Genomic DNA, 21,927 nt, shown 5'->3' on the forward strand with positions numbered 1-21,927 from the left:
GCCTCACTATAGCGAATCACCCGCCCGCTGCGAGCGGCCGGGGACACTTGGTTGCATGTGACCCCGAGGAGGGCTCAGTCCTCCGCGATGGCCGCGCTGGTCAGGTTGTCCAGCGCATTGCTCATGGTGTCCAGGATGTCGTCCCGGTCGTCGATTCCGTGGCGTTCGGCCATCCATTCCGGGTCGTTGTAGGCCAGCCAGGTCTGGCCGTCGTCATCGGTCCAGGCCAGCGCCTTCATCGGCAGGTCGATGCCCGCGGTCTGCTGGCTGGTGAACATGTGGCTGCCCAGTGCCGGGTTGCCGAACAGCAGGAGTTCGGTAGGACCGAGGTCGATGTCCACACCGTCGGCCTTTGCCGCATGGTCCCAGCGCAGGGCGACGCCGACGTCGTTGGCTGCGAGCGCGTTCTCCAGCCGATCCAGGGTCTCGGAGGCCGAATGCGGGCTGGCCTTGGCGATCATGCCGGGGACGTCGACGGCCAGCGCCGGTGTCGCGGTCAGGGCCAGGGGCAGCAGGGCAGTGAGCAGAGTCTTTTTCATGACGAGGTCCTTGTCTCGGGGAGAATCGAACAGGTCGGGCCGGAGAGCGGTGGGGCGTTGCCCCGGGTTGCACCTGCGTGGAAAACCCAAGGCGGGGAAGGTAGACGATCGATACAGATTTTGCAGGGCCCCTCGCGACGATGGTCGGTTCGGGGCCTGAATTCGGGGGGGCAGTCTGCCGGGGCGGGCGGACGCCGGCCATGTTCGAGCGGCCGGAAAAAAGGCTCCGGCGTCCGCCAGAGGGCGGCAGGTGCCGAGGCCTGCGTCACTGCATCAGCAGGTAGCCTTCATGCTGCAGTTCGATGATCTCGGCGTCGGCCATCGGCACGACGTTCACGAAGCCGTGGATGTCCTCGAGCTCGATCCCGCGCAGGCGGGCGGAGGCTTCGCACATGCGGAACTCGATATTGCCGGCCTGTGTCAGCGACCGGGCGCGGCGCATCAGTTCTTCGTGCTCGTCGAATTCGTCGCGGGTGAAGTAAGGCACTTCCTGCCCGTGCAGCACCATCACGATGTGCGATTCGAACGGGTCGGCCTCGTAGACATTGTTCAGCATGCTCACCCGATCCAGCACCATTTCCAGCTCGCGCGGGCTGCTGGTGTAGACGTCATAGACCACCTTGCGGGGCTCGTAGGGGCGATCCATCTTCTCGGCGGAACCCCACGGCAGGTTGTCATCCGCGCCGGCGACGAGGGGGAGGGCCAGCAGGCTGACGGCGGCCAGCAGGATCAGCAGCAGTCGGGTTACGGGACGGTTTTTCCGGTTCATGAGTGGCTCCTTGGTTGCTTTGCCTCGTGGAGGGTGGACGCTTTGCCGTAGCGAAACGTTCCTTGCGACGCGGGACGCTACATGCGGGTCTCGGGCCCCTGATTCCGCAGTACGCGCTCGAGGACCGATTCCATCGCGAAGGTGATGCGCCGGCCCAGCGTCTGGGGACGGTGATAGGTCAGTTCGAATACGTCCGCCTCGCGGGTCAGTTCCAGCAGCAGGTCATCGCTGGTGCGCAGTTCGTCGGCCAGCCCCATCTCGCGGGCCTGTTCGCCGTACCAGTGTTCCCCGGTGGCGACCTGGTCCAGGTCCAGTTGCGGGCGGTAGCGGGCCAGGAAGGTCTTGAACAGCTCATGCGCCTCTTCCAGTTGCTCGCGGAACTTCTTGCGGCCCTCGTCGGTGTTCTCGCCCAGCATGGTCAGGGTGCGCTTGTACTCGCCGGCGGTCAGCAGCTCGATGTCGATGTCGTTGCGTGACAGCCAGCGGTGAAAATTGGGAATCTGCGCGACCACGCCGATCGAGCCCAGCACCGCGAAGGGGGCGGCCACGATGCGGTGGCCGACCGCCGCCATCATGTAGCCGCCGCTGGCGGCCACGCGGTCCACGGCCACGGTCAGGTCCAGACCCCCTTCGCGCAGGCGGGCCAGCTGGGCGGCGGCCAGCCCGTAGGAGGGGACCAGGCCCCCTGGACTTTCCAGGCAGACAATCGCCCGGTCCTGGTCCGGCCGCGCCATCGTGAGGATTGCGGTGACTTCCTCGCGCAGGCTTTCGACACTGGAGGCGCGGATGTCGCCGTCGAAACGCAGCACGTACACGCGGGGGCGTTCGGTCGTCGAACCGTCGTCCGGAGGCGCATCGCCGGATTGCGTCATGTCCGCGCTCCCCGATCCTTCCGCCTGCGACGGGGCATCGTGGGCTCGCCCCAGCTTGCGACGGCTCCAGGCGCGCAGGCGCTCGAGCCGACCACGGCGGCGTTCAACGGCTCGGCGCACGGTTTTCTCCATGCGCTCGAAGCGGTCGTTCAGGCGCTTGACCTGCAGGCGGTCCGGCCGTCGCTCGCGCGAGCGGGCGAGCAGGCCGGCGAACGCACTCAGCACGATGAGCGCGGCGACTACGGCCGTGGCGGCCTTGGCGAGGAAGAGTCCGTATTCCTGCAGAAATTCCATTTCGTGTCCCGGTTGAATGGGGTTGCGTGGTGAGCCGCGAAGGCGGTGTGTGCATAATGCCAGCATGGATACCGATACAGTTGAAGACCCCCGGAGCGCGGGACGGTTTCACGGCCAGGAAGGTTCCGCGGCCGGTCCGGTTCCCGAGCCGATCATTCACGCCGGGTATGCCACGCTGAGCCTGCGCCAGATCGACGACTGGAACGGGGTGCCCAAGGGCACGGCCTTTCGCCTGTTCAAGGCACGCAAGGACCAGCTGCGCGAGGGCGTGGATTTCTTCTACATCCCCGAAGGCAGCCACCCCGAACTGACCGAGACCCTGCGCCTGGATGGCCGAATCTATCCCTCCACCGTACACCTGGTACTGCTGACCGGCGCCGCCTATACCCGCCTGCGCGAGGAATGGCATGCGCGCACTCATAACCCGGGTTGCGGATGCCCCGACGAACACTGACAGGGCGCGGCCCCATGGGCCTGCCCGAGCGGGCCGATTGATGCGTGTCACCCTTGAGCAGTGGCGGATGCTGCAGGCGGTGGTGGAGGCCGGCGGCTTTGCGCGTGCCGCCGAACGGGTGCACAAGAGTCCGTCGAGCATCAACCATGCGGTGCAGAAGCTGGAAGAGCAGCTGGGGGTGGATGTCTTCGAGGTGCAGGGCCGCAAGGCCGTACTCACCCCGGCGGGCGAGGCGCTTTTGCGCCGGGCCGGGCATCTGCTCGAAGAGGCGGCGGAGATCGAGAACCTGGCCGGCGCGCTGGCGGCAGGGGTGGAATCCGAGATCCGGCTGGCAGTGGATCAGCTGCTGCCGCGCGAGCCGGTGATCCGGGCGCTGGAGACCTTCTCGAAGGCCTACCCGGCCACCCGGATCCAGCTGCACGAGGTGGTGCTGAGCGGGGGGCCGGACATGCTCCGGGAAGCGGCCGTGGACATTCTGCTGGGGCCGGAACTGCCTTCCGGTTATCTCGGGAGCTGTCTGGGCGAGTTGTCGATGGTCTGCGTCGCGCATCCCTCGCATCCCCTCGCCCAGGCGGAAGCGGCCCTGACCCGGCGCGATCTGCAGGCACACCGCCAGGTGGTGGTGCGCGATTCCGGCGACCAGGGAGGTGGCCAGGGCGGCTGGGTCGAGGCGGACCAGCGCTGGACGGTCTCGCACATGGGCACGGCCTGCGAGATCCTGCGTTCGGGCATCGGGTTCGCCTGGGTGCCGGAGGATCGCATCGCGGGGGATCTTGCCGACGGCCGCCTGGTCGAACTGGATCTGGAGGCCGGGGCGCGCCACCGGGTGCCGTTCTACATTACGCATGCTGATCGTGATCGCGCCGGCGTGGCCAGCCGATCCCTGATGGCAGCACTGGAACAAGGCTTCCGAGGCGAGCCTTCATAGTCAGTCAGAACTTGTGGGAGCGGGCTTGCCCGCGAAGTGCCGGCCCCCGCCGGATCGTGCCCGCAAGCCTGAGCGCAATACCCAATCACAAGGAAAGAACCAATGTGCGGGATCGCAGGAGAATTCGTCTGGGGTGAGCGGCGCGCCAGCGGCGAGGCCGTGGCGCGCATGCTGCCCTGCCTGGAACGGCGCGGGCCGGATGCCGACGGGCTGTGGGCCTCCGGGCGGGTCGCGTTGGGGCACCGGCGCCTGTCGATCCTGGATCTGTCGCAGCGCGCGCACCAGCCGATGTTCGACCCGGAGACCGGGCTCGCGCTAGTGTTCAACGGCGCGATCTACAACTTCCGCGCCCTGCGCAGCGAGCTGGAGGGCCGCGGCCATCGTTTCTTCTCCACCGGCGATACCGAGGTCATCCTGCGCGGCTATGCCGAGTGGGGCGAGGGCATCGTCGCCCGGCTGCACGGCATGTTCGCCTTTGCCCTGTATGACGGCCACGCCCAGCGCCTGCTGCTGGCGCGCGACCGTATGGGCATCAAGCCGCTGTATCTGGCGCGTACGGGCGACGGCATCCGCTTCGCCTCCAACACCCAGGCGCTGCTGGCGGCGGGCGACGTGGATACCGAGCTGGATGCCGAGGCACTGCACATGCTGTTCTCCCTGCACGCGGTGGTGCCCGCGCCGCGCACCGTGCTGCGTGGCATCCGCAAGCTGGAGCCGGGGCATTACCTGAGCATCGATGCGCGCGGCCAGGAACGGCTGCAGCGCTACTGGACGCTGCATGCCCACCGCCCGGACGCGGCCGTGTCCGACGCCGAGTGGCAGGAGCGCATCGAGCACAGTCTGCGCAGCGCCGTGCGCAAACGTCTGGAGGTGGCCGACGTGCCGGTGGGCGTGCTGCTCTCCGGCGGACTGGATTCCTCCTTGCTGGTCGCGCTGGCGATGGAGGAGGGCGCGCAGGACCTGCGCACCTTCACCGTCGGCTTCGAGGATCAGCCGGAGGAGAAGGGCTCGGAGTTCGAATACTCCGATCCGGTCGCCGAGCGCTACGCCACCGACCACCAGGCGACCCTGATCCCCAACGACCAGGTGCTGGCCCGATTGCCGGAGGCGGTCGGGGCGATGGCCGAGCCGATGTTCGGCCAGGACGCGGTGGCCTTCTACCTGCTGTCCGAGCAGGTCTCGCAGCATGTGAAGGTGGTGCAGTCCGGCCAGGGCGCGGACGAGGTCTTCGGCGGCTACTTCTGGTACCCGCAGATGGCCGAGGACCGTCACGGCGACTGGGTGGAACGTTTCCGCCGCCACTACTTCGACCGCGACCACCCCGAGATGGCCGAGATGCTGCGCCACCCGCCGGCGAACGACGTGACCGGCGACTGGCTGCGCGAGCAGTTTGCCGAACTCGAGACCGACCGCGCGGATTCCTTCATCGACGCGGTGCTGGCGCTGGATGTGACCACGCTGATCGTGGACGATCCGGTCAAGCGCGTGGACAACATGACGATGGCCTTCGGCCTGGAGGCGCGGGTCCCGTTCCTGGATCACGAACTGGTGGAGACGGCCGCCGCGATGCCGCCGCACCTGAAGCTGGGCGACGGCGGCAAGGACGTGCTGCGCCGCATCGCCCGCGGGCGCCTGCCGGACGCGGTGCTGGACCGGCCCAAGGGCTACTTCCCGGTGCCGGCACTCAAATACGTGCGCGGGGACTTCCTCGAGTTCATGCGCGACATCCTGACCTCGCGCGCCTCGCGCGAGCGCGGCCTCTATCAGCCGGCCTACATCGACAGGCTGCTGGATGCCCCGGACCAGTACTTCACCCGCATCCAGGGCTCCAAGCTCTGGCACGCAGCCCTGCTCGAATACTGGCTGCAGACCCACGTGGACCGGTAATCGCGGCATGGAGCGGGTGCGGATCCGGCGCGTCTACGATCCGGTCGATCCCGAGGGTGGGGCCCGTGTGCTGGTCGACCGCCTCTGGCCCCGCGGGGTGAAGAAATCGGCGCTCGCGCTGGATGCTTGGGAAAAGTCGCTCGCCCCGTCCGCGGATCTGCGCCGCTGGTTTGGCCACAACGTGGCGTGCTGGCCCGAATTCTGTCGCCGGTATCGGGCGGAACTGGCGGCCGCTCCCGACGATGCATGGGCCTGATTGCTGGGGTATGCCCGGCGTAGCCGCCTGACCCCGCTGACGGCCACCCGAAACGAGGAGCACAGCGATGCGGCGGTCCTGCGGGAACTCCTCGACGCCGAACTCGCCGAGGAGGCGACGAACGACGAGCGGGCCTCGCCGGTGTGTTTCGGACCCGAAAGCGGGGGGCGCGCGGGGTAGACCGTCTGGCCCCATGTCCCCCACGCGTCCTGATCGGCGTCAGACCTTGAAGCGGTTGACGATCTCGCGCAGTTGCTCGGACAACCCGGCCAGGGTCTCGCTAGCCTGACCCATTTGTACGACATTGGTGGCGTTGTGCTCCGAGACTTCGCTGACCGAGTGGATATTGCGGTTGATCTCGTTGGAGGTAGCCGACTGCTCTTCGGCTGCGCTCGCGATTTGCCGCGTCATGTCCTCGATCTTTTCGACCGCGGCGACAATCTGTTCGAGCGACGTGCCCGCCTGGTTGACCTGATCCACGCCATCCTGGGCCTGGGTCTGGCTGGCGGCCATCGCCGTTACGGCCTGATCCGCACGCTTCTGCACCGCCTCGATCATCTGCTGAATCTCGGTGATTGACTCCTGCGTGCGGACGGCGAGGTTGCGAACCTCCTCGGCGACCACCGCGAACCCACGACCGTCTTCCCCTGCGCGCGCTGCCTCGATTGCGGCGTTCAGAGCCAGCAGGTTGGTCTGGTCGGCGACGTTGTTGATGACCTGCAGGATGTCGCCGATATTGTCGCTGTCACCCTTGAGCGCCGTGATGACCTCGGCGGTGCTCTGGATCTCGTTCGAGAGCTTGTTGATCGAGGTGACCGATGCGCTGACCACGTTGCGGCCACTCTGGGCCTGTTCCGTGGTTTCTCGCACGACATCTGCCGTGCTCTGGCTGTTGCGGGCGACCTCCTCGACGGTCGCGGTCATCTCGTTGATCGCTGCGGCCGCGTCACTGAGCTGGGCGTTCTGGCGATTTACACCCTTGTCGGTCTCTTCGTTGATGTGTGAAAGCTCGGTAGCGGCCGAGGCGACTTCCTCGGCATGGCCGCGAACGCTGCCGATCAGTTCGCGCAGGCGGGACTGCATGGTGGCGATGGCCGCGAGCAACGACGAGTCATCGCCCTTGCGCAGCTGGATCGGGACGGTCATGTCGCCCTCCGACACCTGGCGGACGACGTCCGATGCGTAGGCAGGATCGCCCCCTAGTGTGCGCAGGACGTTGCGGATTACCCCGAGGCTGATCAGCGAGGCCGCGATCAGGATGGCGATGGTGAGGCCGACGACCCACCAAAGCGCGCGTTGCAGCTCGCCCAGTGCGACCCCTTCGTCGAGCTCCATCAGCAGGCCCCAGCCAAGCAGGGGGATGTCGGTAAAGCTACCGATCACCGCAGTCCCGATTGCGTTTTGGTAGCGTCCGACCCCACTGTCACCCGCGGCGATCGCCTGTGCAGCCCGGGTGTCGATTGGCTGGTCCGTATCGGGGGCCGATTCAACCGGTGTCACGGGATGCCGGTCGCGGTCTACGAGGTAGATCTCGGATCCTTCGCCGAGATCGATCGCGTTGACCCGATCAAAGATCGTGTCGAGTTGCACCGCCCCGCGCATCACGGCGATTGGTTCGCCATCCGGTCCTTCGATCGGAATTGCGACGGTGCTGACCCGATTGCCCGTCGCGCGGGAAACCACCGGCCGCGAGAAGGTGTCCTCCCCACTGATCGCGCTCTGGAACCATGCCCGGTCGGGCACATTGAAATCGTTCGCCTCCTCGCGGCTGAGGACGCGCGCCTGTCCGTCGAAGGCCACTCCGACCTCGCCCATGCCGTCGGCATTCACGACAAAGATCGTGTCGTATTCACCGCGCAGCGACGCGATCTGCTCGATCAGGTGCTCGAGTTCATCGAGGTCCATGCCGCGAGCTGCATCGAGGCCTGCGAGGTAGCGCATTTCATCCTGCCGCCCCAGGAGCCATTCGTTGAAGGACTGGGCGTTGGATTCGCCCATTGCGTGAAGCCGGTCGATGGTCGCGTCGGTGTAGGAGGCGCGGTACTGCAAGAAGATGAGGGTGGCAACGATGAGGATCGCGCCCACGATGAGAGACAGGATCATCAGCGTCAGGCGGGTACCGAAGCCGACACTGGAGAGGGGGGTCAGGGATGTCATCGCGTTGTCCTTCCATTTCGTTGTTCTAGTCGGAGGGCGACAAGCAGATCCGTGTGAGCGCCGCACCCGATACAGGGGGTAGCGGCACGCCCAAAGGCTTTTTTAGAGCATTTTGGGCATTTTTCTTGTGGGAACGGTGTATCGCGTTTCGGTACGGACGGATTTCCCGGTAATCGTTATCCGGGATCCTGGCGGCAGGGGTTGCCCCGACGGGGGAGATCCCGGCTTTTCGCTACGCTCCGGCCGGGATGACGATGCAGGGGTAAAGGGCGGCGCTGGTGATATTCCAGGAAAGGCGCGGATTACAGCGACCTGCGGCTGGCTATGCCGCCTCCGGAGGATCTCCGTGACTGGCCGACTCTCGTTGCTAATCAGGTCCGCTTTCGAGCTTGGCCTTGTTCGTGCCTTCGTGCTCTTCGTGGTGAAATCCGTATTTCCCTCAGGACTCCGTCAGGCGCGGCATCAGCATGGTGAGGTTGCAGGGCATGGTGCGGTCGTCGAGCTGGGCCTGGATGATGCGGTCCCAGGCGGTGCGGCAGGCGCCGGTGGAGCCGGGCAGTACGAAGAGGTAGGTGCCGTTCGCGACCCCTGAAAGGGCGCGGGACTGCAGGCTGGATGTGCCGATCTCTTCATAGGAGAGCATGCGGAACAGCTCGCCGAAGCCCTCGATGGTCTTGTCCAGCAGCACCGAGGCGGCCTCGGGTGTGCCGTCACGGCCGGTGATGCCGGTGCCGCCGGTGGTGAGCACCGCATCGATCTCGGGGTCGGCGATCCAGCGCGAGAGCTCCGCGCGGATGGCGTAGATGTCGTCCTTCACGATCCCGCGATCGGCCAGGCGGTGGCCGGCGCCTTCGAGGCGTTCCACGAGGGCATCGCCGGAGCGGTCCTCCGCCAGTTCGCGGCTGTCGGAGACGGTGAGCACAGCGATGTTCAGCGGCGTCCGGACGGGGGTGGTCTCCGGCGTGGAATCGGTCATGGCAACGTCCTGTTGGTGTATCGTGGCGCCCATCTTAATGAGTTGCTGGAGTTCCGGGAATGTCGGAGCGGGTACAGAAGGTCCTGGCGGCGCGCGGGCTGGGTTCGCGGCGCGAGATCGAGGGCTGGATCGAGCGCGGCGAGGTGCAGGTGAACAACCGGACCGCGCGGCTGGGGGATCAGGTCGACGAGCACGACGTGATTCGCGTGCGCGGGCGTATCGTGCGGCGCCCGGAGCACCCGCACCGCTGGATCGTGTATCACAAGCCGGTGGGCGAGATCTGCAGCCGCTCCGATCCCGAGGGCCGGCGACCGGTGTTTGCCAGCCTGCCGCGTCTGAAGGGGCAGCGCTGGGTGGCGGTAGGCCGGCTGGACCTGAATACTTCGGGCCTGCTGCTGCTTACCACCGACGGTGAGCTGGCCAACCGGCTGATGCACCCGAGCATGGCGCTGGAACGCGAGTATGCCGTGCGGGTACTCGGCGAGGTGCCGGCGGCCACGCTGGACATGCTGCGCGAGGGCGTGGAGCTGGAGGATGGCCCGGCGCGTTTCGACAGTCTGGAGGAGCAGGGCGGGGACGGCGCCAATCACTGGTATCACGTGATCGTCAGCGAGGGGCGCAACCGCCTGGTGCGGCGGTTGTGGGATGCCGTCGGGGTCACGGTCAGCCGCCTGATCCGGGTGCGCTACGGGCCGGTGGTCCTTGGGCGGGGTCTGAAGACCGGCGCGGTGCGCGACCTGGAGAGCCGCGAGGTGGCCGGGCTGTACGCGGCGGTGGACCTGCCGATCCCGGAATCGGCGCGCCCTCGCGGGCGGGGCGGACCGCGCCGCGACCCCCGGAGCAAGCAGCGGCCCGGCAAGCCGGCGGCGGCCGGCAAGTCGCGCAACAGTCGGGCGGCGCGCGAGGACGGCTGGAGTTCCTCGCCGCCGAAGAAGTCGGGCAAGCCGGCATCCCCTGGTGGTCGCGGTGGTGGCCGGGGCGCGAAGCCCTCGGGCGGTCGTTCCGGCGGGCGCCCGGCGGGCGGTGGCAAATCGGGCGGGCGTCGCCAGCGGTAACGCCACGTGCGGATTCCCGACCTTCTGGAGGCCCTGCGTGCGGAGTACGGCGACCTGCAATGGTGGCCGGCCGATACCGCCTTCGAGGTGATGGTCGGTGCGGTACTGACCCAGAACACCAGCTGGACCAACGTCGAGAAGGCCCTGGACAACCTGCGCGCCATCGATGCCCTCTCGCCCGAAGGACTGATGGCGCTTGACCCGGAAGAACTGGCCGAGCGGATTCGTCCCAGTGGCTACTTCAACGTGAAGGCCGACCGGCTGCGGCATCTGCTGCGCTTCCTCGAGGCATCCGGCGGTGTCGAGGGACTGACCGCGCTGGAAACGGCCGAGTTGCGCTCGGCGTTGCTGGGCGTCAAGGGCGTGGGCCCGGAGACGGCCGACGATATCGTGCTGTATGCCTTCGACCGCCCGGTCTTCGTGGTGGATGCCTACACGCGGCGTCTGTTCGAGCGCCTGGAGGTCCCGCAGGCGCAGGCCCCCTATGATCAGCTGCGTGGCCACGTCGAGACGGAGTTGGGGCCGGATGTGGCCGCCCTGAACGACCTGCATGCGCTGATCGTGGAGCATGGCAAGGAGCGCTGCCGCCCGCGACCGCGGTGCGAAGGCTGCCCGCTGCGCGACCACTGCAGCCATCCCGACACTCGGGGAAACCCTTGAGGTCGCCGCCTCGTGCCGGTTGACGCTGACCCCGGGGCGCCCGAACCTGAGCGTTTGGCCCGACTGACCCGGGAGGTCGCATGCGGTACGTCTACTCCCTGCTGATCATCGTGTTCGTCGCGGTGGTCGCGATCTTTGCAATCCAGAACCTGCGACTGGTGACCCTGAATTTCCTGACCCTGCATGTGACGCTGCCACTGGCGTTGCTGATCGTCGGGATCTACCTGCTGGGGCTCGTCTCCGGGGGCGCGCTGGTGGCCCTGCTCAAGCGCTGGATCCGTGGCGCGAGTCGCTGATCGGGGCGGTTCGACGCCTATGAACGGTCGCGTACGGTGACGGCGCTCTGGATTCGTCGTCACCCCCTGCTGGTGATCGTGGTGGCACAGCTGTTCGGCACGTCGCTGTGGTTCTCGGTCAACGGGGTCGGGTTGTCGCTGCAGCAGGCACTGGGCTGGTCGCCGGCCGAGATCGGCTGGCTGACCATGGCGACCCAGACGGGCTTCATCACCGGAACGCTGGCGGTGGCCGCGACCGGCCTGGCGGACCGGTTTCGTGCCAGCCGGCTGTTCGCGATCTCTGCCGTGGCCGGGGCCGGACTGAACGCGATGTTTATCCTGCTGGCCGGTGTCTGGGAGATGGCCCTGCTCACGCGGTTCCTGGTCGGACTGGCGCTGGCCGGGGTTTACCCCCTGGGCATGAAGCTGGTGATTGCCTGGACGCCCGAGTACAAGGGCTGGGCCCTGTCCTGGTTGTTGGGCATGCTGACTCTGGGCACCGCGCTGCCGCATCTGCTGCGCGGCGCCACGCTCGATTTCCCCTGGGCGATCCCGGTGCTGCTGGCGTCTTTCCTGGCGGTGCTGGCGGCACTGCTGATCCTGCGCCTGGGGGATGGGCCCCACCTGCCACCTCCGGGGCGCACACCGGGTCTGGGCAAGGGTTTTCGTGCATTGCGGCGGCGGGACTTCCGGGCCGTGGCCGGAGGCTACTTCGGGCATTGCTGGGAACTGTACGCCTTCTGGACGCTGGTCCCGCTGCTGGTGGCGCGCGAGCTGTCGCGTCTGGAGGCCGATGCCGGGCTGATCCCGTGGCTCGCCTTCGGCGTGATCGCGCTGGGGTTGGCCGGCTGCGTCTGGGGCGGCCGCCTGAGCCGGAGCCTGGGGAGTCTGCGCGTGGCGCGGGTGGCCCTGGCGACGTCGGGCCTGGCCTGTCTGCTGTATCCGCTGCTGGCCGGGCACTCGCCCTGGCTGCTGTTCGGCCTGCTGGCGTTGTGGGGCCTGACGGTGATCGCGGACTCGCCGCAGTTCTCCGCGCTGGCCGCGGACAGTGCGCCGGCGGACGCGGTGGGGTCCGCGCTGAGCGTCATGAATGCGATTGGCTTTGCCCTGACCCTGCCGGCGATCTGGCTGACGAGCTGGCTGTGGGCGGATGGCGGGTTGTGGGTCCTGTGGCTCTTGCTGCCCGGCCCGTTGCTGGGTCTCTGGGCGCTGGCCCGCCTGTCGCCGCCGCTTCGCCCCGTTACGGCTCGCTGAAGCGGTCGCGTCGCACCGCCTGCGACGCAGAAGCGATCAGGAGGCTGTGAGTCGGGCCTGCGCACGCTCCAGGAGTTCGGCGGCGGCGTCCGGTTGTTCGCGCAGGGCGCGGCTCCAGTGCGGGAACAGGTTCTGCTCCTCGCGGCCCTCGTGCTTGGCCAGCGCGCCGGAGATCAGGGCGAAGAACGGGGCCACGGCCCAGGCCTCGTCGACCCCTTCGCTGAATTCATGCTCGAGCATCGCGGTCTGTTCCAGGATCTCGTCGTGCTCGCGCAGCATGATCGAGGTCGGGTCCTGGCCATTCGGGCTGCGCGGCAGGTCCAGCAGCGGCACGATCAGTTCGTTTTCCACCTCCACGTGGCGGCGCAGGCCATCCACGTAGGCGTGGAAATCCGGTGCGGCCCCCTCGAGATCGCCGGCGTTCACCTTGTGCAGGGCACTGGCGAACAGGCGGTCGATGCGCAGGTGGTCGCGCTCCAGCAGGTCGACCAGGTCCACCGGGGCGACATCCTCGCGGCGCTGCACCGCGAGCTTCCACAGCGGTGGCCCGTTTTCGAGACCCCGCCAGTGGATGGCATGCCGCAGCTGCAGGCCGACGGCGTCCATCAGGAGCTTCGGTTCCTGGTCCAGCCAGACCTCGAAGATCTGGCCCGGCCGCAGTTCGCGAAGGGTGTAATAGGCCCGCGTATGGGCATGGTCGCCCAAGCCGCGCAGATCGAGCAGGAAGTCAGCCATCGTCGCTCCCGATCCCGCGCCGTGCGGCCATGCGGGCACCGATGGTGTGGCGCTCTTCCGGGCTCAGCAGGTGCTCGGCGAACGGCAGCACGGCCCGCTCTTCCAGGTCGAGATGCACGCGGTATTGCCGGATCCAGGCCTCCGCGCCGGTCAGTTCCGCGGTCGAGCCGTCGGCAATTCGCTGCAGGGCCGGTTCCAGCCGGTCCCAGCCGGCCTCGATCTCGGCATGTTCCGCGCTCAGGCGCTCCAGCCATTCGCACAGTTGGGGGTGGCTGTCGGGGTGGTCGCAGTGCCGCTGGAGGAGGGGGAACAGATCCTCGTCCTCGTCCGCGTGGTGATTGGGGGCAGCCTCGTGAAAGTATTTGAGGACCCGCGCCGCCGCGGTGCGCGCCTCCTCGTCGGCGCCTTTTTCGGCGAGGTGCGCGGGCAGACGCTCGAGGATGTCCAGGGAGTTGAGGATGCGCCGGTGACAGGCGCGCAGCAGCTCGACAGGCTGCTGGAATCCGGGGACGGTCTCGTGGAGTTGCAGATGCATGGCAGTTGCGGCCTTGGCGGGTTTTCCTGAAGGGTGACTGTTACCGATCGGACGCGAGCGGGTGTTGATCTCGATCAATGCATATGGAATATAGCTTAAAGTATGCTGAGTCAAACCTGACAAGGAGCATTGCATGCACCCTCGAAACCGGATGTTCATCCTCGCGGCCCTGGTCTATGCCCTGCTGGGCGGGCTGCTCGGCATCCTCTGGCTGGTGCATCCCGGCCTGATCCCCGGCAACGTGCCGCGCATCCATGGCCACCTGATGCTGCTGGGTTTCGTGACCATGATGATCTATGGCGTGGGGCTGCATGTGCTGCCGCGCTTTTCCGGGCGGTCCCTGTTCTCCGAACGCCTGGGGCATGCGCAGTTCCTGCTGGCCAACATCGGGCTGTGGGTGATGGTCGCTGGCTGGCTGGTCTTCCATAATGCGACGGTCGCGGTGGGTGGCGCGCTGGCCTGGGGGGCGATGATCCTGTTCGCCGTGAACATCGCGCTGACCGTGCGCCACTATGGACCGAAGGGGGCATAACCATGGCACGCGAGGAATACAACGGCTGCGAGCTGCCGGACGACCTGTTCTACGACCTGGACTACGTCTGGGTGCGGCCGGAGGACGACGGCACCTTCACCCTCGGGATCACCGATCCGGCGCAGACCATGGCGGGCCGTGTGCAGTACTTCCGTTTTCGCAAGCCGGGTTCGCACCGTGCCGCGGGCAAGCCGGTGGCGCGGCTGGAGTCGGGCAAGTGGGCGGGCGGCATTCCGACCCCGTTCGACGGCACCATCGAGCGTATCAATCCGGCGGTGGAGGCCGATCCGGGTCTGGTGAACGTCGCGCCCTACACCGATGCCTGGGTGGTGGTGATGCGCCCGGACGACCCGCAAAAGGCGCTGGAGCGGCTGCACACCGGCCCCGAGGCGATCACCGGTCTGAAGCAATGGATCGATCGTTACGACATCCACTGCATGCGCTGCGCGGACTGAGCCGGGGGAGACGGATTCATGAAGGTGGAACTGCTGGTATCCGAATGGTGCGCCTCCTGTCACGATGCCGAGCGCATCTGGCGCCAGGTGGCCGAGGACAAACAGATCGACTTCGCCGTGGTGGACATGGGCCAGCCGGAAGGCCGCGAGCTTGCGACCCGGCTGCGTATCCGCTCCATCCCGGCGGTGGTGGTCGATGGCGAGCTCAAGCACATCGGTCTGCTGGATCGCACCGCCGCCACCGAACTGGTCGGCGCCGCCCCGGAGCGTACGCAGAAGGCGGCCCGGCATGTGGGGCTGGGCCTGTCGCCCTCCAGCCGGGCCTCGGTGCTGGGGGCAATGGTCTGGCTGCTGATCGCGGGGGCGGCGCTGCCGCTGGGGGGCTTTTTCCTGGAGGGCGCGGCCCGGCCGGCGGCGCTGCACGGCTTTACCCTGGGCTTTCTGCTGCTGCTGATCATGGGGCTGGGCGAGCACATGCTGCCGCGCTTTACCGGGCACCCGATCGCGGGCGGCTGGCTGTGGGCCTGGGCACCACAGGTCCTGGTGCATCTGGCCGTGGTGGGGATGGGCCTGGGCTGGATCCTGGGGGTTGCGATGCTGACGGCGGCAGGTGCTCTGGCGGCGCTGATCGGCCTGGCGCTGTTTACGGTTCGGGTGGTGCCGCTGCTGGTGCGTCCGTCCCTTTGAGCTCGCGCGATAGGATGGTGGCCTACCCACGATTCGGAGTGTGCCCGTGAGTCTTTTCGAGAAACGTATTGGTCATCTGGAACAGAGTCTGCCGCATCTGGAACCGGCCGAGGTGGCCCGCTGGCGGCAGGACGGGAAGCCGTTTCTGCTGGTGGACGTGCGCCAGCCGGAGGAGGCGGCCGAGGGTACGATCGAGGGCGCGGTGAATATCCCCCGGCCCAAGCTGGAGGCCACCATCGAATCCCACATGCAGGACCCCCAGAAGCCCGTCGTGGTGTTCTGTGGGGGGCGTGGCCGGTCCCAGCTGGTGGCGGACAGCCTGCGGGCGATGGGGATCGAGGCGCATGTGCTGCGCGGTGGCTATGCGGCCTGGCGGGACGGCGAGGGCCGGTAGTGAGTGTGCGGGCGGATCGATATTCCAGTGCCGTGACTGGCTGGATCGCTTTTTCGTCGAGACTTGGCTAATCTCGAAGTTCGTTTCCCGGTTTCCGGAAAATCCCTGAATTTTCTTCTCTGGCGCGTCTCTCTGGGGGCGCGTCGTGTATTTGGAGTGTGAACGTGAACAAGCCGAAGATCATCGTCTCCACCACGGACATGGAGCGTCTGGACAAGCTGCTGGAATCGCTGCCGGAGGATGCCTTTCCGGGCAAGGCCGATCTGGAGGCCGAGCTGGACCGCGCGGATGTGGTGGATTCGCACGAGATCCCGGGTGCGGTGGTGACGATGAACTCGAAGGTCCGGTTCCGGGTGACCGAGTCCGGCGAGGAATTCTCGATGACGCTGGTATACCCGCGGGACGTGGATGAAAGCGGCGGCACGCTGTCGATCCTGGCGCCGGTGGGCAGCGCCCTGCTGGGGCTTTCCGAGGGGGACGAGATCGAGTGGCCGCGCCCGGGTGGCGGGCAGATGCATGTGCGCATCGTGGAGGTCGAGTACCAGCCGGAGCGGGCGGGCGAATACCACCGCTGACGGGCGGGGGCGGTGGGCGTGTATCCGGCGCGGATTCAGCCCCAGTAACCCTGGCGATACCACTGGCCACTGCGCAGGCAGCGATACAGCCAGAGCCGGCGGCCCTGGCGATCGAGTGCCCGGGCGTAGTCGCGCCGTGCATCCTGGCCATGGTCCCACCAGCCGTCTTCCAGCCGCCCCAGCCATTGCGGCTGGTCGGGCGGGGTGGCGGGGTCGGGGCCCTGCAGCCACAGGGCCGCCCCGACGGTGCGCTGGCCCGGTGTCGGGGCGACCGGGGCCGGAGTAACGGCGAGATCGTGGCGTGATCCCTGGGCCTCCTCCGGCCTTGGGGTGCGGCGGTTGACCAGGCGGGTGACCGCCGGCTCGCCCAGGCGGGCGCGCAGTCGGGCCAGCACCGCGGGCAGCTGATCCGCCGGTGGCGTGCTCGCCGGGTCCCCGGCCAGCAGGCTGTCGCCCCGGTCCGGGGGATCCAGCAGGCGGGATGCCCGCAGGCGCAGGCCGATGACGGCCTCCGGCAGGGTTTCGCGCTCCAGACGGGTCTGCCACAGGGGCAGCCACTCGTCGGCGCGCATGCCCGGCTGCCCGCGTTCCAGCGTCAGCCGGGTACACGTCTCGCGGTGTGTCAGTTCCAGGGTCATCCCCTGCAGGCTGCGGTTCAGGCCGCGCAACTGGGCCTCGGCCTGGCGCAGCAGCCGTTTGAGCGGGAAGGCCAGGGCCGTGGTGGCGTGGATCTCGTGCTCCAGGCGCAGGGGCAAATCCAGCACCGGAGGTGGCGCAAAGCGGGGCAGGGTCTCCACGCGTCGGGCCAGCAGGTGATCCAGCAGGTCCAGCAGTTCCGGTCCGTGGCGCCGGGCCAGCTCGGCGCGTGACAGGCGCAGCAGGTCGCCCAGCTGGCGCAGGCCCAAGGCGCGCAGGCCTTCGCGGGTGGCGTCGGCCAGCGGCAGGGCCTCCAGCGGCACGGGTGTCAGCAGTCGGCGCAGGCTCTCGGGGTCCTCCGCGATCGCGGGGTTGCGCAGGTGCGCCAGCAGGCGCGCGGCGGCGGGGCTGCGCCCCAGCCCGATGCGGGGATGGAAACCCAGGCCGAACAGGGTGTCTCGTGCCTGCTGGCGCAACGCCTCCAGGCCACCGAACAGGCGGCGGCTGCGTCCGACCTCCACCAGGATACGGTGGGCTTCCGGTTCCGGGTGCACGTGGTCGGAGAACCGCAGCAGTACGCCGGCCAGCATCTCCAGCTGGGTCCGCAGGGCGTTCGGGTCATGTTCGACCAGTTCCGGGGTATCCAGCACGGCCAGCGCATCCCCCAGCGCCATGCCGGGTCGCGCACCGGCGCGCCGCGCCGCGCGGTTGGCGGTGTGCACCCGGGGTGCCGCGCCGGACGTCACCACCACCAGCAGGGGGCGCTGCAATCGCTCCGGGTCCGGTTCCGCCCGGGCCAGGGACTCCAGCGCGAGGTGCGGCAGCTCGATGGCCATCCAGTGTTCCTGCCGCGCCCGGGTGGCACTGGCGGGGCGTGCCTCCGGTGGCCGGGGAGTGGGCGCGGGGGTGGGCGCCGCCGGCAGCAGGCTCAGTTGCTGCCGGGCGGGTTCCGGGGGTGTGGCTGCGCGCGCGGGGCTGGCGGGCTGGCCCATTTCAGGCCCCCGGTGCTTCGGGAATCCACAGAGGCTGGCCGGAGCGGGCCCAGTGGCCGGCCCCCTTCAGGCAGTGCAGTTCCAGGCCGGTGGCCGCGGCCTGCCAGCGCAGGCGCTGATGGGCCGGCGAGGGCTGGGCCGCGGCGTCCGGCGGCCGGTACAGGACGGCGCAGGCCCGGCTCTCGCTGGCGGCCAGGCGTAGCCGGCGCAGCAGGGCCGTCTCCACGGGACGGCGCAGCCAGGCGAGCAGCACGCCGAAGGCCGGGTCGCGCAGACACTGCTCGCCGGCCCACAGGGTGTCGCGATCGTGCTCGGTGCGGATCAGCAGTACCCGCTCCGGCGGGATGCCCAGGGTCTGCCAGCCGGGCAGCCAGGGGGTGGCCGGTGGCGCGATCACCGCGATCCAGTAGTCGTCCTGGCCGCAGGCGGTCAGCATGGGGACCAGCAGCCGGGTCTCGCCGCAGCCGAACGGGGCGCCCAGCAGTTCGACCAGCTGGCCGCGTGGCCAGCCCCCGCCCAGGGCCCGGTCGAGCTCCGCATGGCCGCTGGGCCAGACCGGGGCATCCGGGGCCGGGGTGGCGCTGCGTCCGCGCCAGAGCGCCGGATGGTCGAGCAGGGTGTTCAGCGCGCCCATGGATCAGTGTTTCCCTAGGCTTGCGGGTCGAGATCGCGCAGTACGCCTACACCGATCCCCTCGATGGCCAGCTGCTGGCGCTCCAGGTCGATCTCGATGGGGGCGAAGTCGGGGTTCTCCGGGAGCAGGCGCACCCGCGGGCCGTCCTGCGCGAAGCGCTTTACGGTGACCTCGTCCTCGATGCGGGCAACCACGATCTGACCGGGCCGGGCCTCCGGGGTCTGGCGTACGGCCAGCAGGTCGCCGTCGAGGATGCCGGCATCGCGCATGCTCTCGCCATGCACGCGCAGGAGGTAGTCGGGGTGGGCGCGGAACAGGGCGTCGTCGACCCGGTAGTGGCGCTCGATGTGTTCGGTGGCAAGGATGGGCAGTCCGGCGGCGACGCGCCCGACCAGGGGCAGCTCGCGCGGTGTACTGCGCACCGCGCCCGGCAGGCGGATGCCGCGGGAGGTGCCACCCAGCAGTTCGATGGCGCCCTTTTTTGCCAGCGCCTTCAGGTGGCACTCGGCCGCGTAGGGCGAGCGAAAGCCGAAGGCCCGGGCGATCTCGCTGCGGGTCGGCGCCGTGCCCTGGTTGGCAACGGTCTCGATGATGTAGTCGAGGATGGCCTGCTGGCGTTCAGTAAGCGACACAAGGCGCCCTCCAGTATCTGTCTATATATACAGTACCGGTGTGGCTTGCTGGAGGGCAAGGGCGGATTCACCACGAAGCCCACGAAGGCACGAAGAAGGTCAAGATCCAGGTCAAAAACGGTCTACAGGAAGAAGAGAAGGCTGGAAGATAGAGGGGCCATGACGGGCGCTACCAGGGCAATGCTGGGAAGCGGCCAATTTAGGGGCGTACGATTCAGTCAGCGCTCCCCATATGTCTGCCTGCCATCACGCTTCACCATCAAAGCCTTCTAACCTTCCAGCCTTCCTGTGAATCGCCCTTGAACTTCTTCGTGCCTTCGTGCGCTTCGTGGTGAATTTGCCCTGGGTTTTAAGACGTTTCAGGTGGGGGTGTAGTCGAGTGGCAGGGCGGTGCGGTCGACGACGCGGCGCAGGACGAAGCTGGAGTGCACGCTGTCCACGCCCTCCAGGCGGGTGATGCGCCGCAGCAGGAAGTCCTGGTAGGCGTCCATGTCGGGGACCACGACCTGCAGCATGTAGTCGGCGGACTGGCCGGTGATCAGGTAGCAGTGCTGCACCTCGGGGTAGCCGGCCACGGTCTCCTCGAAATGTGCGAAGCGTTCCGGGGTGTGGCGGTCCATGCCGATGTGGATCAGGGCGGTCAGTTCCAGCCCCAGGCGGCGCCGGTCCAGCAGCGCCACGCGGCGCAGCAGGATACCGGCCTGCTCCAGCGCGCGGACGCGGCGCAGGCAGGGGGAGGGACTGAGTCCGACGCGTTCGGCCAGGGCCTGGTTCGACAGGCTCGCGTCCTCCTGCAGGATTTCGAGGATGCGGCGGTCATAGCGGTCCAGTGAGTGCGGTTGCGGTTTCATAGGTGGATTATTGCGCATATTGAGCATTAATGCGCAATGATAGATCCCTCCTAAGGCCTTGATAGGGAAAAACGCAAGGTTATGCCCGGATGAATGCGTTAGGATAATGCACAGACAGAAATCCTCAGCGCGGCGGCCGATTGTACGGCCCGGGCCGCGCCCTTACAGGAGATGCGCACCATGGCCTTCGATCACACCAAATATGCCCCGTTCCCGCCGATCGACAAGGCGGATCGCCGCTGGCCGGCGAAGCGCACCACGGTTGCGCCGCGTTTCTGCGCGGTGGACCTGCGCGACGGCAACCAGGCGCTGGTGCACCCGATGAGCGTCGAGCAGAAGATGCGCTTCTTCGAGGTGCTGGTGGATATCGGCCTGACCGAGATTGAGATCGGGTTCCCCTCTGCCTCGCAGATCGACTACGACTTCACCCGCCGCCTGATCGACGAAGACCGCATCCCCGAGGGCGTGTATATCCAGGTGCTGACGCAGGCGCGCGAGGATCTGATCCAGAAGACCTTCGCGGCGCTGGAGGGCGCACCGCGCGCGGTGGTGCACGTGTACAACTCCACCAACCCGGCGCAGCGCGAGCAGGTGTTCCGCATGGACCGTGCCGGTATCCGCGGCATCGCCGAGAACGGCGCGCGCTGGGTGCGCGACTACGCGGCGAAGTATCCGCAGACGGACTGGATCTTCCAGTACTCGCCGGAGAGCTTCTCCACCACCGAGCTGGACTACGCGGTCGAGGTCGTGGATGCGGTGAACGCGATCTGGCGCCCGGACCAGGGCCAGAAGGTCGTGATCAACCTGCCGGCCACGGTCGAGTCGGCCACGCCGAACGTGTTCGCCGACCAGGTCGAGTGGTTCTGCGACCATGTGCAGTACCGCGAGCACTTCTGCGTGTCGCTGCATACGCACAACGACCGCGGTACCGGCGTGGCCGCGGCCGAGTTGGGCCTGCTGGCCGGGGCCGACCGCCTGGAGGGCACGCTGTTCGGCAACGGCGAGCGCACCGGCAACATGGACCTGGTCACCGTCGGCATGAACCTGTACTCGCAGGGCATCGACCCGACCATCGACCTGTCCGATATGGAACGGCTGATGGAGGTGTACAAGGAGTGCACCGACATGCCTATCCACCCGCGCCATCCGTGGGCGGGCGAATTGGTCTACACCGCGTTCTCCGGCAGCCACCAGGATGCGATCCGCAAGGGCCTGGCGCACTACAAGGAGCAGGGCGGCCACTGGAACGTGCCCTACCTGCCGATCGACCCGGGCGATCTGGGCCGGCGCTACGAGGAGGTCGTGCGCATCAACAGCCAGTCCGGCAAGGGCGGCGTGGCGCATGTGCTGGAACGCGATTACGGTATCGAGGTGCCGCGCTGGCTGGCGATCGAGTTTGCCCGCATCGTGCAAAAGGATGCCGAGACCTCGCAGATCGAGGTCTCCTCGAAGCGTATCCACGAGCTGTTCGAGCAGCATTACCTGACGCCGGTCGCCGGCTGGGATCTGGTGCGCTACGAGATCGAGAAGGAAGGCCCGGTGGTGCGGCTGGACGCGACCATGGGCCCGCCCGGGCGCGAGTCGCGCCTGCAGGGCGAGGGTCATGGCGCGGTCGAGGCCCTGACCGCCGCGATGCAGGCCGAGCGCGGAGTGGAGGTGAAGGTCAGCCACTTCGACGAGCATGCGATGGAGTCCGGCACCGAGGCGCGGGCCATGGCCGCAGTGGACGTGCAGGTGGACGGCGAACGCTCGGTCGGCGTCGCTCTGGGCGAGGACACGACCGCTGCCACGCTGCAGGCCGTGCTCAATGCCACCGGTCGCCGCCTGGGCGAACGCGCCACCGAACCGGCCGCCGTTAACGCCTGATCCCGCGGCCCCAGTGCGCCCTCGGGC

General features: G+C 67.9%; 24 protein-coding genes and 1 pseudogene. 14 read left to right on the forward strand and 11 right to left on the reverse strand.

Translation table 11 applies throughout. From position 1 onward, the window contains the following. Positions 1–74 precede the first annotated feature (74 nt). From C996_RS0103800 to sohB, 3 genes are all read right to left on the reverse strand, one after another. Entirely contained in the window at positions 75–539 is a 465-nt protein-coding gene (locus C996_RS0103800) for a DUF302 domain-containing protein (protein WP_018866141.1), read from the reverse strand. A gap of 265 nt (positions 540–804) precedes the next feature. Then, the gene (locus C996_RS0103805; protein ID WP_018866142.1) at positions 805–1,308 is read right to left on the reverse strand and encodes a DsrE family protein; all 504 of its coding nucleotides are present in this window, start codon (positions 1,306–1,308) and stop codon (positions 805–807) included. A gap of 77 nt (positions 1,309–1,385) precedes the next feature. Further along, positions 1,386–2,474 (reverse strand): protease SohB, encoded by a 1,089-nt coding sequence (gene sohB, locus C996_RS0103810; RefSeq protein ID WP_018866143.1) that lies wholly within the window; start codon positions 2,472–2,474, stop codon positions 1,386–1,388. 64 nt (positions 2,475–2,538) lie between these two features. Between sohB and C996_RS0103815 the strand changes: the two genes are divergently transcribed. The 4 genes and pseudogenes from C996_RS0103815 to C996_RS14705 all read left to right on the forward strand — a co-directional run bounded on the left by C996_RS0103815 (position 2,539) and on the right by C996_RS14705 (position 6,179). Beyond that, on the forward strand, positions 2,539–2,928 hold the full coding sequence (locus tag C996_RS0103815) for a hypothetical protein (protein WP_018866144.1): 390 nt from the start codon (positions 2,539–2,541) through the stop codon (positions 2,926–2,928). Between the two features lie 40 nt (positions 2,929–2,968). Then, a complete protein-coding gene (locus C996_RS0103820; protein ID WP_255349355.1) occupies positions 2,969–3,856 on the forward strand; it encodes a LysR family transcriptional regulator in 888 nt (295 codons plus the stop codon). A gap of 102 nt (positions 3,857–3,958) precedes the next feature. After that, positions 3,959–5,743, forward strand: a complete 1,785-nt coding sequence (locus C996_RS0103825; protein WP_018866146.1) for an N-acetylglutaminylglutamine amidotransferase — start codon at positions 3,959–3,961, stop codon at positions 5,741–5,743. A 7-nt stretch (positions 5,744–5,750) separates the two neighbouring features. Continuing rightward, positions 5,751–6,179: pseudogene (locus C996_RS14705) on the forward strand (DUF488 domain-containing protein). A 39-nt stretch (positions 6,180–6,218) separates the two neighbouring features. Here the strand turns inward: C996_RS14705 and C996_RS0103840 are convergent. Together C996_RS0103840 and moaB are read right to left on the reverse strand one after the other, a co-directional pair. Beyond that, positions 6,219–8,156, reverse strand: coding sequence for a methyl-accepting chemotaxis protein (locus C996_RS0103840; protein WP_018866149.1), 1,938 nt, complete (start codon positions 8,154–8,156; stop codon positions 6,219–6,221). A 439-nt stretch (positions 8,157–8,595) separates the two neighbouring features. Further along, positions 8,596–9,132 (reverse strand): molybdenum cofactor biosynthesis protein B, encoded by a 537-nt coding sequence (gene moaB, locus C996_RS0103845; protein WP_018866150.1) that lies wholly within the window; start codon positions 9,130–9,132, stop codon positions 8,596–8,598. A 59-nt stretch (positions 9,133–9,191) separates the two neighbouring features. Between moaB and rluB the strand changes: the two genes are divergently transcribed. From rluB to C996_RS0103865, 4 genes are all read left to right on the forward strand, one after another. Then, a complete protein-coding gene (gene rluB / locus C996_RS0103850; RefSeq protein ID WP_018866151.1) occupies positions 9,192–10,187 on the forward strand; it encodes a 23S rRNA pseudouridine(2605) synthase RluB in 996 nt (331 codons plus the stop codon). A 6-nt stretch (positions 10,188–10,193) separates the two neighbouring features. Further along, positions 10,194–10,847, forward strand: a complete 654-nt coding sequence (locus C996_RS0103855; RefSeq protein WP_018866152.1) for an endonuclease III domain-containing protein — start codon at positions 10,194–10,196, stop codon at positions 10,845–10,847. A gap of 80 nt (positions 10,848–10,927) precedes the next feature. Next, positions 10,928–11,143, forward strand: coding sequence for a lipopolysaccharide assembly protein LapA domain-containing protein (locus tag C996_RS0103860; RefSeq protein WP_017941597.1), 216 nt, complete (start codon positions 10,928–10,930; stop codon positions 11,141–11,143). A gap of 72 nt (positions 11,144–11,215) precedes the next feature. Continuing rightward, the gene (locus tag C996_RS0103865; protein ID WP_018866153.1) at positions 11,216–12,376 is read left to right on the forward strand and encodes a nitrate/nitrite transporter; all 1,161 of its coding nucleotides are present in this window, start codon (positions 11,216–11,218) and stop codon (positions 12,374–12,376) included. Between the two features lie 36 nt (positions 12,377–12,412). Here the strand turns inward: C996_RS0103865 and C996_RS0103870 are convergent, their stop codons facing one another. Continuing rightward, on the reverse strand, positions 12,413–13,111 hold the full coding sequence (locus tag C996_RS0103870) for a hemerythrin domain-containing protein (protein ID WP_018866154.1): 699 nt from the start codon (positions 13,109–13,111) through the stop codon (positions 12,413–12,415). Next, positions 13,104–13,646 carry a hemerythrin domain-containing protein gene (locus tag C996_RS0103875; RefSeq protein ID WP_018866155.1) on the reverse strand — a complete coding sequence of 181 codons (543 nt, stop codon included), beginning with the start codon at positions 13,644–13,646 and terminating at the stop codon, positions 13,104–13,106. The genes C996_RS0103870 and C996_RS0103875 overlap by 8 nt, the downstream gene beginning before the upstream one ends. 133 nt (positions 13,647–13,779) lie before the next feature. Between C996_RS0103875 and C996_RS0103880 the strand changes: the two genes are divergently transcribed. The 5 genes from C996_RS0103880 (at position 13,780) to rnk (ending at position 16,289) form a co-directional block, all read left to right on the forward strand. Further along, complete coding sequence (locus tag C996_RS0103880; RefSeq protein ID WP_026279693.1) at positions 13,780–14,178, forward strand: hypothetical protein; 399 nt, start codon at positions 13,780–13,782, stop codon at positions 14,176–14,178. 2 nt (positions 14,179–14,180) lie between these two features. Continuing rightward, entirely contained in the window at positions 14,181–14,633 is a 453-nt protein-coding gene (locus tag C996_RS0103885) for a glycine cleavage system protein H (RefSeq protein ID WP_018866157.1), read from the forward strand. A gap of 18 nt (positions 14,634–14,651) precedes the next feature. Further along, entirely contained in the window at positions 14,652–15,320 is a 669-nt protein-coding gene (locus tag C996_RS0103890; protein WP_018866158.1) for a thioredoxin family protein, read from the forward strand. A 46-nt stretch (positions 15,321–15,366) separates the two neighbouring features. Further along, positions 15,367–15,714 (forward strand): rhodanese-like domain-containing protein, encoded by a 348-nt coding sequence (locus C996_RS0103895; RefSeq protein ID WP_018866159.1) that lies wholly within the window; start codon positions 15,367–15,369, stop codon positions 15,712–15,714. A 164-nt stretch (positions 15,715–15,878) separates the two neighbouring features. Then, positions 15,879–16,289, forward strand: coding sequence for a nucleoside diphosphate kinase regulator (rnk, locus tag C996_RS0103900; RefSeq protein ID WP_018866160.1), 411 nt, complete (start codon positions 15,879–15,881; stop codon positions 16,287–16,289). Positions 16,290–16,324: 35 nt separating this feature from the next. Here the strand turns inward: rnk and C996_RS0103905 are convergent, their stop codons facing one another. From C996_RS0103905 to C996_RS0103920, 4 genes are all read right to left on the reverse strand, one after another. Continuing rightward, complete coding sequence (locus C996_RS0103905) at positions 16,325–17,761, reverse strand: DNA polymerase Y family protein (RefSeq protein ID WP_018866161.1); 1,437 nt, start codon at positions 17,759–17,761, stop codon at positions 16,325–16,327. 157 nt (positions 17,762–17,918) lie between these two features. Then, positions 17,919–18,551 (reverse strand): translesion DNA synthesis-associated protein ImuA, encoded by a 633-nt coding sequence (imuA, locus tag C996_RS0103910; protein ID WP_018866162.1) that lies wholly within the window; start codon positions 18,549–18,551, stop codon positions 17,919–17,921. Positions 18,552–18,565: 14 nt separating this feature from the next. Continuing rightward, on the reverse strand, positions 18,566–19,183 hold the full coding sequence (gene lexA, locus C996_RS0103915) for a transcriptional repressor LexA (protein WP_018866163.1): 618 nt from the start codon (positions 19,181–19,183) through the stop codon (positions 18,566–18,568). Positions 19,184–19,542: 359 nt separating this feature from the next. After that, positions 19,543–20,034, reverse strand: a complete 492-nt coding sequence (locus C996_RS0103920; RefSeq protein WP_018866164.1) for an Lrp/AsnC family transcriptional regulator — start codon at positions 20,032–20,034, stop codon at positions 19,543–19,545. 180 nt (positions 20,035–20,214) lie between these two features. On the opposite strand from C996_RS0103920, the gene C996_RS0103925 reads away from it, so the two are divergent. Then, positions 20,215–21,900, forward strand: coding sequence for a 2-isopropylmalate synthase (locus C996_RS0103925; RefSeq protein WP_026279191.1), 1,686 nt, complete (start codon positions 20,215–20,217; stop codon positions 21,898–21,900). The last annotated feature ends 27 nt before the right edge of the window (positions 21,901–21,927 follow it).

The organism is Thioalkalivibrio sp. ALE25 (assembly GCF_000377285.1).
Classification (GTDB): Bacteria; Pseudomonadota; Gammaproteobacteria; order Ectothiorhodospirales; family Ectothiorhodospiraceae; genus Thioalkalivibrio.

What these genes read in the sequence shown, in the direction of transcription:
- C996_RS0103800 (WP_018866141.1), bottom strand. Translation starts at nt 539, where the DNA reads ATGAAAAAGACTCTGCTCACTGCCCTGCTGCCCCTGGCCCTGACCGCG.
- C996_RS0103805 (WP_018866142.1), bottom strand. Translation starts at nt 1,308, where the DNA reads ATGAACCGGAAAAACCGTCCCGTAACCCGACTGCTGCTGATCCTGCTG.
- sohB (WP_018866143.1), bottom strand. Translation starts at nt 2,474, where the DNA reads ATGGAATTTCTGCAGGAATACGGACTCTTCCTCGCCAAGGCCGCCACG.
- C996_RS0103815 (WP_018866144.1), top strand. Translation starts at nt 2,539, where the DNA reads ATGGATACCGATACAGTTGAAGACCCCCGGAGCGCGGGACGGTTTCAC.
- C996_RS0103820 (WP_255349355.1), top strand. Translation starts at nt 2,969, where the DNA reads ATGCGTGTCACCCTTGAGCAGTGGCGGATGCTGCAGGCGGTGGTGGAG.
- C996_RS0103825 (WP_018866146.1), top strand. Translation starts at nt 3,959, where the DNA reads ATGTGCGGGATCGCAGGAGAATTCGTCTGGGGTGAGCGGCGCGCCAGC.
- C996_RS0103840 (WP_018866149.1), bottom strand. Translation starts at nt 8,156, where the DNA reads ATGACATCCCTGACCCCCCTCTCCAGTGTCGGCTTCGGTACCCGCCTG.
- moaB (WP_018866150.1), bottom strand. Translation starts at nt 9,132, where the DNA reads ATGACCGATTCCACGCCGGAGACCACCCCCGTCCGGACGCCGCTGAAC.
- rluB (WP_018866151.1), top strand. Translation starts at nt 9,192, where the DNA reads ATGTCGGAGCGGGTACAGAAGGTCCTGGCGGCGCGCGGGCTGGGTTCG.
- C996_RS0103860 (WP_017941597.1), top strand. Translation starts at nt 10,928, where the DNA reads ATGCGGTACGTCTACTCCCTGCTGATCATCGTGTTCGTCGCGGTGGTC.
- C996_RS0103870 (WP_018866154.1), bottom strand. Translation starts at nt 13,111, where the DNA reads ATGGCTGACTTCCTGCTCGATCTGCGCGGCTTGGGCGACCATGCCCAT.
- C996_RS0103875 (WP_018866155.1), bottom strand. Translation starts at nt 13,646, where the DNA reads ATGCATCTGCAACTCCACGAGACCGTCCCCGGATTCCAGCAGCCTGTC.
- C996_RS0103880 (WP_026279693.1), top strand. Translation starts at nt 13,780, where the DNA reads ATGCACCCTCGAAACCGGATGTTCATCCTCGCGGCCCTGGTCTATGCC.
- C996_RS0103885 (WP_018866157.1), top strand. Translation starts at nt 14,181, where the DNA reads ATGGCACGCGAGGAATACAACGGCTGCGAGCTGCCGGACGACCTGTTC.
- C996_RS0103890 (WP_018866158.1), top strand. Translation starts at nt 14,652, where the DNA reads ATGAAGGTGGAACTGCTGGTATCCGAATGGTGCGCCTCCTGTCACGAT.
- C996_RS0103905 (WP_018866161.1), bottom strand. Translation starts at nt 17,761, where the DNA reads ATGGCCATCGAGCTGCCGCACCTCGCGCTGGAGTCCCTGGCCCGGGCG.
- imuA (WP_018866162.1), bottom strand. Translation starts at nt 18,551, where the DNA reads ATGGGCGCGCTGAACACCCTGCTCGACCATCCGGCGCTCTGGCGCGGA.
- C996_RS0103920 (WP_018866164.1), bottom strand. Translation starts at nt 20,034, where the DNA reads ATGAAACCGCAACCGCACTCACTGGACCGCTATGACCGCCGCATCCTC.
- C996_RS0103925 (WP_026279191.1), top strand. Translation starts at nt 20,215, where the DNA reads ATGGCCTTCGATCACACCAAATATGCCCCGTTCCCGCCGATCGACAAG.